The sequence below is a fragment of the Actinokineospora sp. UV203 genome, from assembly GCF_056323665.1.
This window is the reverse complement of the sequence record NZ_CM150484.1, coordinates 5,745,735-5,757,056: the sequence shown is the minus strand read 5'-3', so window position 1 is coordinate 5,757,056 and position 11,322 is coordinate 5,745,735. Positions and strand designations below refer to the sequence as shown.

8 protein-coding genes are annotated in these 11,322 nt (G+C 69.4%); 2 read left to right on the top strand and 6 right to left on the bottom strand.

Annotated elements, in window-relative coordinates:
• Positions 1 to 80: 80 nt before the first annotated feature.
• Positions 81 to 1,151 (bottom strand): discoidin domain-containing protein, encoded by a 1,071-nt coding sequence (locus ACUZ2Y_RS27630; RefSeq protein WP_476324349.1) that lies wholly within the window; start codon positions 1,149 to 1,151, stop codon positions 81 to 83.
• A 298-nt stretch (positions 1,152 to 1,449) separates the two neighbouring features.
• Between ACUZ2Y_RS27630 and ACUZ2Y_RS27625 the strand changes: the two genes are divergently transcribed.
• Positions 1,450 to 2,643 (top strand): RNA-guided endonuclease InsQ/TnpB family protein, encoded by a 1,194-nt coding sequence (locus ACUZ2Y_RS27625; protein ID WP_476324347.1) that lies wholly within the window; start codon positions 1,450 to 1,452, stop codon positions 2,641 to 2,643.
• A gap of 37 nt (positions 2,644 to 2,680) precedes the next feature.
• Here ACUZ2Y_RS27625 and ACUZ2Y_RS27620 read toward each other — a convergent pair whose 3' ends face one another.
• Positions 2,681 to 3,778: a S8 family peptidase gene (locus tag ACUZ2Y_RS27620; protein ID WP_476324345.1), complete on the bottom strand. Its 1,098-nt coding sequence runs from the start codon at positions 3,776 to 3,778 to the stop codon at positions 2,681 to 2,683.
• Positions 3,779 to 3,893: 115 nt separating this feature from the next.
• Here ACUZ2Y_RS27620 and ACUZ2Y_RS27615 point away from each other — a divergent pair, with 115 nt between their 5' ends.
• Positions 3,894 to 5,447, top strand: a complete 1,554-nt coding sequence (locus tag ACUZ2Y_RS27615; protein WP_476324343.1) for a coiled-coil domain-containing protein — start codon at positions 3,894 to 3,896, stop codon at positions 5,445 to 5,447.
• A gap of 75 nt (positions 5,448 to 5,522) precedes the next feature.
• On the opposite strand, the gene ACUZ2Y_RS27610 is transcribed toward ACUZ2Y_RS27615, so the two are convergent.
• From ACUZ2Y_RS27610 to recG, 4 genes are all read right to left on the bottom strand, one after another.
• Positions 5,523 to 7,280 carry a choline/carnitine O-acyltransferase gene (locus ACUZ2Y_RS27610; protein ID WP_476324341.1) on the bottom strand — a complete coding sequence of 586 codons (1,758 nt, stop codon included), beginning with the start codon at positions 7,278 to 7,280 and terminating at the stop codon, positions 5,523 to 5,525.
• A 45-nt stretch (positions 7,281 to 7,325) separates the two neighbouring features.
• Complete coding sequence (locus ACUZ2Y_RS27605) at positions 7,326 to 8,132, bottom strand: class I SAM-dependent methyltransferase (RefSeq protein WP_476324339.1); 807 nt, start codon at positions 8,130 to 8,132, stop codon at positions 7,326 to 7,328.
• A 9-nt stretch (positions 8,133 to 8,141) separates the two neighbouring features.
• On the bottom strand, positions 8,142 to 9,011 hold the full coding sequence (locus ACUZ2Y_RS27600; protein ID WP_476324337.1) for a HalD/BesD family halogenase: 870 nt from the start codon (positions 9,009 to 9,011) through the stop codon (positions 8,142 to 8,144).
• Between the two features lie 102 nt (positions 9,012 to 9,113).
• Entirely contained in the window at positions 9,114 to 11,297 is a 2,184-nt protein-coding gene (gene recG / locus ACUZ2Y_RS27595) for an ATP-dependent DNA helicase RecG (RefSeq protein ID WP_476324335.1), read from the bottom strand.
• Between the last annotated feature and the right edge of the window lie 25 nt (positions 11,298 to 11,322).

Below are 11,322 nucleotides of genomic sequence, written 5' to 3'. Positions count from 1 at the left end.
TTCCGCACGTTCGGCCGACCCTCGGATCCGAAGTCTCACCCAGCCGACAATTGTCCCGCCCGGTGGGTCTGCGCGCCGGATCAGTCGACCACGATCTCGTGCACTCCGACGGTCGAGCCTGGCGGGAAAACGACGCGTACCTGCGAAGCCATGAGGCCGTGGGCGGAGACGTCGCTGTACTCCCCCGCGATCCGGCCCACGGTCCGCCAAGCCCCGACGCCGTCGCGCAGCTGGATCTCCCCGCGCGGGGGCGTGTGGCGCGCGGCCAGGACGACCACGCTGGTGATCGGCCGGAGCCCCTCCACGGGCACCTCGGCGACCCCGGACGTGACGGGGAACACGGTCTCGGCGGCGCCGTCGGCGCACGCGTCGACCGGCGCCGGGGTCACGCTGAACTCGCTCACGGCCAGCCAGTGCCGCTGCCCGGCGGTGGCCCGCAGCCGCAGGTACCGGGTCGCCTCGGACAGCCCGGCCACGACGGTCGGCCCGCCCGCGACCTGGCCGACCGGCTGCCAGCTCACGCCGTCGACCGATCGCTCGATCACGCCCGAACGCAGGTAGTCGTGGGGGCGCGCGGCCTGGCCCATGACGAGCCGCACGCCGCTGAGCGAGCGGACCCGGCCCAGGTCCAGGACGACCTGGGTGCCCGCGCGCGGCGCGCCGGCGCTCCAGAAGTAGGTGGTGGCGTCGCCGTCGGTCATCCGGGACGGGACGTGGTCGCCGTAGGCGCCCATGTCGGTCGTCGGCGCGGGGTGGGTGCGGCGCAGGCCGAGTGCCCGGTCGGACTCGGCCCGGGCGGCGGCGACGAACCGGCGGTGGCGCGGCGGCACGTCGAGCCCGGCCAAGGCGAGGCGGTGCGCCCACGCGCGCCGGTGGTGCCCGAGGGCGTGGGCGAGCAGGATCCGCGCGGCGCGGCGCGCGCTCTCGGTGTCGCCGGAGGTGTCTGTCCGGAGTCGGTGGTCTAAGACCGCGGCGGTCCGACGCAGGTCGGTGCGGCCGACATAGGCGGCCCAGAAGTCGGCTATGGCCTGAGAGGTGGCCACGGGCGATGTGGGCGCGAGCGGCTCGGCCGCGGCCGGGGCCTGGGCGGCCAGCAGCGCGGCGACGATCACGGGCAGCCCGCGTCGAAGGTGGCGTCCGCCTGGTGGCACGGCAGGGTCCTCTCCTTGGTGCCTCGGACAGGCGGGCACAGCACTGGGCCCGAGCGGCTGAAATGTCTCAGCAACGCCCGGGCCCGCGCCAGAGCCGTCACCCGAACGGCGGCTGGACGCAAGCGTCCGACCGCCGGACGGCGGCGATCCTCACCGGTATCGCCCGAGGATGCTTCGGCGTTCACGCTGGCGAGGAATCGGGAGCGGACCGGTCGCCAGGGCGTGTGTTTGTCCTGGCATGTCCGGGTTTTACCAGTGTCTCCTGGTTTTGTCGGTACTGGTCGCTAGGTTGATCGGCATGTCCCGTTTCCGTCTTCAGCCGACACCTTCCCAGGAGCGGGTGTTGTTGGAGCACTGTGGGCATGCCCCATTCGTGTGGAATCTCGCGGTGGAGCAGCACGCGCACTGGCGGTTGGGGCGTAAGGCCGCGCCGGGGTTCACCGAGCAGTGTCGCCAGTTGACGCGGGCGCGGGCGGAGAACCCGTGGTTGGCGGCCGGGTCGGTGGTCGTGCGGCAGCAGGCGTTGAAGGACTTCGCGCAGGCGATGGCGAACTTCTTCGGTCGGACCCACCGGCGCCCGACCTGGCGCAAACGCGGGCGGGCTGAGGGCTTCCGGATCGTCTCGGTCAACCCGGGCGACGTGCGCCGGGTATCCCGCAACGTGGGTGAGATCAAGGTGCCCAAGATCGGATGGGTGCGGTTCCGCTGGTCGCGTGCGGTCGCCGACGGCGCGAAGTCCTACCGCATCACCCGTGACCGGGCGGGTCGCTGGCACGTGGCGTTCGCCGTGGTGCCCGCACTCATCGCCGGACCGGGCACGGGTGCGATGGTGGGTGTGGATCGCGGTGTCGCGGTCTCGGCCGCGCTGTCCACCGGGGATTTGCTGAACGCGCCCACCCTCCCCGACAGCGGGAAGGCCCGGCTGCTGCGGCTGCAACGCAAGCTCGCCCGAGCCAAACGCGGCTCCAACCGGCGCGGCAAGGTCAAGACGGCGATCGCGAGGCTCAAGGCCCGCGAAACCGACCGGCGCAAGGACTGGGTGGAGAAGACCAGCACCCGTCTGGCCCGGGACTTCGACGTGATCGCCGTCGAAGACCTCAAGATCAGCAACATGACCCGGTCGGCCAAAGGTACCCGGGACGCGCCGGGCCGGGGTGTGCGGCAGAAGGCGGGTCTGAACCGGGGCATCCTCGCCAACGGGTGGGGGCTGCTCGTGACCCGGCTGGGGCAGAAGGCACCGGGTCGGGTGGTGAAGGTCGATCCGCGGTTCACGAGTCAGCGTTGCTCGGCGTGTGGGGTCGTGGATCGGGAGGCGCGCGAGAGCCAAGCCGCCTTCCGGTGCCGATCCTGCGGTTTCGCCTGCAACGCCGACGTGAACGCGGCACTCAATATTCGATTCGCGGCAGGGCATGCCGTGACCGCACGGGGAGGCCCGCCGTCGGGCGAGCCCGCGAACCGTGAACCTCAACGCGACAACCTCCTCGTGCGGTAGTTGCTGTTGGAATCCCCTGCTTCAGCCGGGGAGGACGTCAATGTCCTGTGTAGAGGATTCGGTCGGCGGTGTTCGGCGGGAGGTTGCACACTCCCCGACTGGCCGCGGCCTTGAGCGCGGCCTGGACCTGCGCCGGTGTCGCCGCGGGATTGAGTGCGGCGAACAGCGCGGCGCCGCCGCTCACGTGCGCGGCGGCGAAGGAGGTCCCGCTGATCGTCACCGTGGCGGTGTCGGAGGTGATCCACGGGGCGGTGATGCCGACGCCGGGCGCGTAGAGATCGACAAGCGGACCGTAGTTGGAACTGCGGGAGGCGCAGTCGGAGCGGTCGATCGCGGCGGACGTGATCGCCTCGGCGACGCGCGCGGGCGAGAAGTTGCCCGCCTGGCTCGCCGAGGAACCGGCGGGCACCGAGTAGGTGACGCCGGAGGCGATCGAGCGGCGGACGGCATCGTCGAGCGCCTGATTGGCCGAACCGCCGAGACTCATATTGGCGACAGCGGGCTTCACCGCATTGCGGGTCACCCAGTCGATACCGGCAATTACGGTGGAGATCGTTCCGGACCCCGAGTTGTTGAGCACCCGAACCGGGACGATCCGGACTTCCTTGGCCACACCGTGCGCGGTGCCGCCGATGACGCCCGCGACGAACGTGCCGTGGCCGTTTCCGTCGGCGGGATCTTGGTCGTGGTCGACGAAGTCGTAGCCACCGGAGACGCGGCCGGCGAAATCCTGGTGCGTGGCCTTGACTCCGGTGTCGATGACGTAGGCGTGGACGTTCGCCGCGGTGGTCGCGTAGCGGTAGCGGGCGTCGAGCGGGAGGGCCCGCTGGTCGATGCGGTCGAGGCCCCACGACGGTGGATTGAGTTGCTCGCCGAGGGCGTGCACGGGACTGTCGGGGACTAAGTAGGAGACCGCCGGATCGGTCGCCAAGGCGCGCGCCTGCCTGCGGGTCAAGTGGGCCGAAAACCCTTGCAGCGCAGCGGAATAGCGGTGTTCCACGGTTCCGCCGTGGCGGTGGGTGAGGTCATCTGCGGTGCCCGCGCGCAGGACCACGACGTAGGCCGCGGCGGACTCGGCGCCCGCGGGGACAGGGATGGCCGCCAACGACAGCGCGACAATTGCCGGAAGCAACATGCGAATTTTCTTCGGCGTCATATACCTGATCTACGTCGCTCGAGCTTCCGCGAACAATCATCCCCAATTGCCATCCTGCGGAACACGCGATTGGGGGACCCACTAAAGTGGGGTAATGCCGACTGCCGACGCCGAGTCCGCCGACAAAGTCCCGCACTTCGACACGGTCCTGCGTGGGTATAACCCCCGCCAGGTCAACGAGCGGGTCACCCGTCTCACCTACGACCTGCGCCACGCGGCCAAGGGACGCGACGAGGCCTCGGCCAAGGTCGCGGAGCTGACCAAGTCGCTCGGTTCGTTGCAGCAGCAACTGTTGGAGACGACGACCCGGCTCAACCGGATCACCTCGAACCCCAACAGCACCGAGGGGATGACCGAGCGCGTCCGGCTCATGATGGAGCTGGCCCGCGAGGAGATCGCCGACTTCAAGCGTGAGGCCGACGAGTACGCGCAGGCGACGCGCACCGAGGCCGACACCTACGCCACGGGCGTGAAGTCGAGCGCCGACGACTACGTCGCGCAGACCCGCAAGAACGCCGACGGCTACGCCCAGAACACCACGCGCGCCGCCGACGAGGCCGCCGCCGGCCTGCGCGCCGAGGCCGAGGCGTACGCCGCGGACCTCCGGGCGAAGCACGAGCGCCTGGTCGCCGATGTCGAGGAGCGGCGCAAGCAGCTGGAGGCGGACTACACCCGCAACCACGCCGAACTCGACACCGAGTACGAGACGATGCGCGCGAACCTCGTCGCCGAGCACACCAAGCTCATGGCCGACTCCCGCGCGGAGATCGAACGGCAGTCGAAGGCCAACGAGGCCCGCATCGCCGAGCTCTACGACGACGCGTCCGCCCACCGCGACGAACTCGACGCCGAAGCGCAGCGCATCCGCGAACAGCTCGACGCCGAAGCCGCCGAACTGCGCGCAGCCGCCGCAGTGAAGGCCGACCAGGACCTCACCGCCACGCGCGCCGCCGCCGAAGCCGACCTCGCCGCCCGCACGGAGCAGGCGGAGGCCACCTTCGCCGAGCGCACCGCCGAACTGGACCGCGAGTACGCGGCGAAGTCCGCGGCCATCGAGAAGGACCTCGCCGACGCCCGCGCGAAGTCCGACGCGGAAATCACCGCCCGCCTCGACTCGGCGGAGAAGCGCGCCGCCACCCTGATCGCGGACGCGGAGAAGTTCCAGGCCGACACCGAGTCCACCCTCGCCGCCCAGTCCGCGGCCGTGGAGAAGGAACTCGAGGACGCCCGCGCCAAGTCGGACGCGGAAATCCTGGCCAACCTCGACACCGCGGAAAAGCGCGCCGCCACACTCATCGCCGACGCCGAGAAGCTGCGCACGGACACCGAGGCCAAGCTCGCCGAGGAGCGCGAGCGCGCGGAGGCCGAACTGGCCACCCAGCGAGCCACCACGGACAAGGAAACCGCAAAGCTCCTGTCCGACGCGCAAGCCCGCCTGACCGACGCCACGGAGAAGAACCGCGCCGCGACCGACTACGAGACCCGCGTCTCGGAACAGGTCACCAACGCGTTCGCTCTGCTGGAGGAGGCCAAGCGCCACTTCACGGCGGCGATGCCGGAGAAGACCGAGAACCCCAACACCCCAGCGGACTCGGCCATCTCGGTCAACTCGGCCAACGGCAACAAGGCCCCCGCCAAGACCCGCTAAGTGTGATCCCAAGGAAAGGCGCCCGAGAGCTACGGCTCCGGGCGCCTTTCCATGTCAAGCCGAGGCTCTCGGGCGCTATTCGGCTGACAGCAAGTCTTGCAACTCCTGCACAGCCTTCTTCAGCTCATCCGCGAACGCGTACATCTCGTCCGCAACCCCCACCGGCGTGCTCAAGTACAGGTTCAACCGGTCCGGCAGCAGCACATACGCCACCCCAATGCACTTCGACGACGTGGACCCAAACCCGAAGTACTGGATGTTGACCGACGGCGCCGAGCTCGTGCTCAGGTAGTCGTCACGCATCGTGGTCCAGCCCGGGCTGTCATACAGCGCAAGGGGTTCCCCACCGCCGCGACGCTTCTGGATCAGCTGGAGTTCCCACAGGTGCTGCTCCGGAGCCCGACCGGCCTGGCAGTCCTTCGCCCGGGCGACGTGCTTCTCAGCCGCCGCACGGAAAGCGGCGCGGCGGGTGTCGGGGTCGCCGGACTCCATGGCCTCGACGAACTCCAGGACCTCCGGGGTCACGACCCGCATCGCTTCGGTGCGGCCCCGGTTGTACTGGCGGGTGGCGATGGACTCGTAGGTGGCGCCGGTGATGCCTTTGGTGCGCTTGTGCGCGAGTTGGTACGCCATCTGCGCGAAGGCATCCGGGGACATGCCCAGCTGCTTCGCCTTGTTGGCGCCGAAGTCGTCGAAGGAGACGATCGTGGTGGCGTTGGCGGCGGCGTAGTCGGCGAAGGACTTGGCGGCGGCTGCCACATCGGCGCGCAGGGTGTCGGTGAGGGTGAACTCGACCAGCTCCGATGTCGGGACGCCGGGCGCGGTCTCAGTCGATGGGGTTTCGCCGAGGATGCTGTCGACGAAAGCGAGGATGGTCGTCCCGTCGAGGCCGCAGTGCTCGATGTTGATGCCCGCGCGGCCGTCGGCGAAAACGATCAGCGACACGGCCTTGTCGAACCACCGGTTGCCGCTGTCGCCGTGCAGCAGGTGGTCGCACGCCTCCTGGGTGTCCTTCGGCGCGAAGTCCTCAAGGCACACGCAGAACAGGGCGGTCTCCACGACGTCCAGAGCTGCCGCGTTCTCCTGCGCAAGCGCTTGCCTTGTCGCTGCCCAGTCCGCGCGGGCCATGGTGGTGAGGTGGCCGACGCAGGTGTCGGAGCGCTCGGGGGTCATCAGGGCGCGCAGGGCCTCGACGAGGCCCTCAAAGGAGTACGGGCGGCCGTCGGGGGCGATGACGTCGAGCCGGATGATGTTGCCGCGGAACAACACCGCGATGTGCCGCGCCTGTGACGGGCCCGGCCACTCGTCGGTGTACGGGACGCGGACGGTGTCCTGTTCGGCGCCGGGGATGCGGGTGGCGGAGAACAGGTACTTGTTCTGCTCCATCGACAGCGGCTGCCCGCGCTGCAGGACCGGCGGGATCCGCTCGTCGTCGAGGCGCAGCTTGTAGTCGACGGCGGCCGCGGTCAGGGCGGCGGCGCGCTCGACCTGGCCGAGGTCGCTGTCCTTGAACAGGAAGAAGAAGTTGGCGTTGAGCGCGATCCGGTCGCGCCTGCCCAGGTAGCGCGACGGCCAGAACGTGTCGAGCCAGCTGTGCACACCCTCGGTCTCGTTGTACCGCACCAGCTCCGCGTGCAGTTCCCGCGCGGGGCTGTCGGACCGCAGGTAGTCGGCCACGGCGGCCTCGGTCTGGGCCAGCTCTTCCGCCGTCAGCAGCGGCGCGCACCAGGCCAGGAAGCGCTCGCAGGTGTCGTCCAACTCGGGCAGCGGGACCCGTGGCAGGAGGTCCTCGTTGCCGAAGGTGCGGGGAGACCATTGCTGGCTGCTGTTCACTGTGATCCTCGAACTCGGTGGTCGGGTGTGCCCATCATCGCGCGATCAGGCGCGCGGACGGGAGATATGGAGCCGGGCGTAGAGCCAACCCTCGGCTTCGAGCCCGGCGGGGTCCACCGACACGCTCGACAGCGTGTCCAGGACCTGCGCCTGCTCTTCCGCCGAGGCGAACCGCCGCTGCCGGAAGTCCCCGTCGACGGCCTCGGTTTCGTACCCGAGTTCGGCCAGGCTCTCGGCCACCGGGTCGAAGGAGAACATGCGCAGCACGAAGTGCGCCATCCACGGCCGCCGCTCCTGCGCGCGGGCGATCCGGGAGATCGTCTTCTCGGTCACGTAGCCGACGCAGCCGGTGGAGATGACGATGTCGGTTCCGGCCAGCTCGACGCGCTGCTCCGGTGTCGGGTCGGAGCGCTCCAGGTCGGCGTGCAGAGCTGCGTCGATGAATCCGGCCGACAGCGCGTAGGACAGGGCGTTCTCGGAGGCGTCGAACCCGGCGAACCGGACGCCGTCGAGGCGCGTGCGCGCGCGAATCAGCTCGCGGTCGCGCGCGACCAGGTCGTTGTGGCCGAGTTCCCCCGTGTCGGCGTAGTGCTGATACAGGTCGTCCATCGTCGCGTCGCAGCGCAGGAGCGTGGCGTTGATCCCGTACGAGCAGCCGACGTCGAGGACGTTCACCTCGGCGGCGCCGGTCGTCTCCCGGTACTCGTGAATCAGCTTGAGGAAGTACGGCTTGGCCAGTTCGGGAATGCGGTAGTCCAGCTCCCGCAGCGCGCCGAAATACGCGCGCGGATCGGGCTGGATGTAGACGTCGTCGAAGGAGATCTTTCCGGTGGTGTCGAAACGCACGGACACGCTCGCTCCCTAGTCCAACAGCTGGTCGCCCCGCACGGCGCGCCCCGCGGCCGCCAGGTGTTCAGGCAGGACGCGGCCGAAGAGCTGCCGGGTCCGTTCCACGTTGCCGATGACGCCGGGACGCTCGCTGTAGGCGAAGATCGCCGAGTGGCGGGCCGTCTCGCCGCGCACGGAGGTCACCCGGTGCAGCGAATAGCGGCCTTTGAACAACTGCAGATCGCCCGGGCGCAGGGAAAGCCGGCGGATAAGCCTGTCCCCACTTCCGGTCAGCACCGAGCGCACATCGCCGAAATTCTCGGCCTGCCCGGACCGAATATTCGGGCAGTATTCGAACACGCCGCCCGCCTGCGATTCCTGGGTCAGCATGCTCACGGTGAATTCGTTCGTGTCGAAATGCCACGGGTGTTCCATTCCCGGCGACACGACATTGAGGCACAGCCCGGCCAGCGGGTCGGCGAACTCATGCAGCTCCGGCAGCTCGAAGCACTCGGCGACGAATCGCTTGAACAGCGCGCTGGCGTAGAGCTGATGGATGAGCGACGTGACCGGGATGCGGTCACGTGCCACAAAAGCGTTGCCCCGCTCCAGAATCATCCGGCCGGGGTGATCCTCGGGCAGGTCGGCGTCGAGCGGGATGTTGTAGGCGTTGACCTGCTCCACGTCGTAGTGCGCGAGCGGCGCGACGCCCGCGCCCTCCGCGCGGAGCGTCTCCCTCAGTTCCGATCGGATGAAATCCGGCAGCACACTGCAGCCGTCGGCGCGCAATTCCTGACGGGCCCGGGAAACAGCGGTTTGCCACGCACCGCTTGCCGGATCCGTCAGCGGATAGCGAGCCGTGTCGACCACCCGGTCGATCACTCGGGCTTCCGTAGCGACCATGCGGTTCATTGTCTTGACTCACGAGTAGCGCCCGCTACCTGAAATGCGCGACAATTTCGTGATCGTAGCCATATTGTGTCAGGACACCAAGATCCGTTACGTTCAGGACTTTTCCAGATATTCCGCGCGGTCTTCGGCGACCAACTGGCGGACCATCGTGGCCAAGCCCGGATAGGGTTTGAGGTCCGGGTCGTCGGCGATGAGCGCCTGGGCGACGACCCGGGCGTCGGCGATGACGTCCTCGTCGCGCAGCAGCGACAGCATCTTCAGCCCAGAGCGCGAACCGGACTGGCTCGACCCGAGAATGTCGCCTTCGCGCCGCATCTCCAGGTCGAGCCGGGCGAGCTCGAATCCGTCCAAAGTGGACGCCACAGCGGCCAGCCGGTCGCGCGTCGCGGTGCCGCCCGGCATCTCCGTGACCAGCAGACATAGCCCTGGCGCGCTGCCACGGCCGACCCGGCCACGCAGCTGGTGGAGCTGGCTGACGCCGAACCGGTCGGCGTCCATGATCACCATGGCGGTCGCGTTGGGCACGTTGACGCCGACCTCGACGACCGTCGTCGCGACGAGCACGTCGATGTCGCCCGCGGCGAACGCCCGCATCACACGGTCCTTCTCGTCGGGCACCAGCCGCCCATGCAGGATGCCGAGCCTCAGTCCCGCGAGCGCGCCCTCGGCGAGCAGCGGCGCCACGTCGGCCACGGCCAGGGGCGGCCTGCGGTCCGGCCCGGAGTCTTTAGGGGGCTCCCCCTCATTTGTGTCCTCCGACGAGGCCTCCTCGCCGATGCGCGGGCAGACGACGTAGGCCTGGTGGCCTTTGGAGACCTCCTCGCGGACGCGCTCCCAGACCCGGTCGAGCCACGCGGGCTTCTCCGACACCGGCACGACGTTGGTCGAGATCGGGGACCGGCCCGCCGGGAGTTCACGCAGCGCCGAGGTCTCCAGGTCGCCGTAGACCGTCATCGCGACCGTGCGCGGGATCGGCGTCGCGGTCATGACCAGCACGTGCGGGCTGACGTTCTCCCCCGCCCGCGCGCGCAGGGCGTCGCGCTGCTCGACACCGAAGCGGTGCTGCTCGTCGACGACGACGAAGCCCAGGTCGGCGAAGGACACCTTGTCCTGGATCAGCGCGTGCGTGCCGACCACGATGCCCGCAGCCCCGCTTGCCGCGTCGAGCAGCGCCTGCTTGCGTTGCGGGGCGGTCAAGGACCCGGTGAGCAGTGTGATGCTGGTGGCGTTCTCCGCGCCGCCGAGCTGACCGCCCTGGGCGAGGTCGCCCAGCATCTCGGCGAGCGAACGGGCGTGTTGCGCGGCAAGGACTTCCGTGGGCGCGAGGAGCGCGGCCTGCCGACCGGAGTCGACGACCTGCAGCATCGCGCGCAGGGCCACGATCGTCTTGCCGGAGCCGACTTCGCCCTGCAGCAGCCTGCTCATCGGGTGGCTGCCGGAGAGGTCCTCGGCGATCGCGTGGCCGACCTCGACCTGGCCCTTGGTGAGGGTGAACGGCAGCCGCTGGTCGAACGCGTCAAGGATGCCGCCGGGTCGCGGCGGGCACGCGGGCGCGGGTCGGGCGCCACTGGCCATCCGGCGCTGGGCGAGCACCAGCTGCAACGCCAGCGCCTCGTCCCACTTGAGCCGGGTCTTCGCGGACTCGACGTCGGCCCAGTCGGCGGGCAGGTGGATCGCGCGAACCGACGCGTCGTACTCGGCGAGGCCGAGCTTGTCGCGCAGCTCGTCGGGGAACGGGTCCTCGATCTCGTCGAGCATCCCCAGCGTCTGGCTGACGCATTGGGCGATCTGCCAGGACTGGATCTTCGCCGAGGCCGGGTAGACCGGGATCAGGCTGCCCGCGAACTCCTCGGCGTCGACCTCGTCGGTCGAGTCGAACAGCTGATAGTCCGGATTGGCTAGCTGCAGCTTGTTGCGGAACGCGGTGACCTTGCCCGCGAAGAGGGCGTTGAGGCCCGGCTTGAGCTTGTCCATGTGCCAGGGCTGGTTGAAGAACGCGCACTCCAGTGACTTGCTGCCGTCGGTGAGGACGACCTCGATGATCGACCCGCGCTTGGTCTTCATCTGCCGCTTGTTGACCGAGACGACCTTCGCCATCACCGTGACGTGCTCGCCGACCTCCAGACCGGCGATCTCGGTGAGCTTGCCGCGCTCGGCGTAGCGGCGGGGGTAGTGGCGCAGCAGCTCACCCGCGGTCTCCAGGGAGAACGCGGCCTTCAGCGCGTCGGCCGACTTCTTGCCCACCACCCGGTCGAGCTTCTCGCTCAGCGAAGCCATACTTCTCCGTTCCGCACTCGGCTCG

Excerpts from the sequence above, each read along its gene's own strand:
- ACUZ2Y_RS27625 (WP_476324347.1), top strand. The coding sequence starts at position 1,450 with ATGTCCCGTTTCCGTCTTCAGCCGACACCTTCCCAGGAGCGGGTGTTG.
- ACUZ2Y_RS27620 (WP_476324345.1), bottom strand. The coding sequence starts at position 3,778 with ATGTTGCTTCCGGCAATTGTCGCGCTGTCGTTGGCGGCCATCCCTGTC.
- ACUZ2Y_RS27615 (WP_476324343.1), top strand. The coding sequence starts at position 3,894 with ATGCCGACTGCCGACGCCGAGTCCGCCGACAAAGTCCCGCACTTCGAC.
- ACUZ2Y_RS27600 (WP_476324337.1), bottom strand. The coding sequence starts at position 9,011 with ATGGTCGCTACGGAAGCCCGAGTGATCGACCGGGTGGTCGACACGGCT.
- recG (WP_476324335.1), bottom strand. The coding sequence starts at position 11,297 with ATGGCTTCGCTGAGCGAGAAGCTCGACCGGGTGGTGGGCAAGAAGTCG.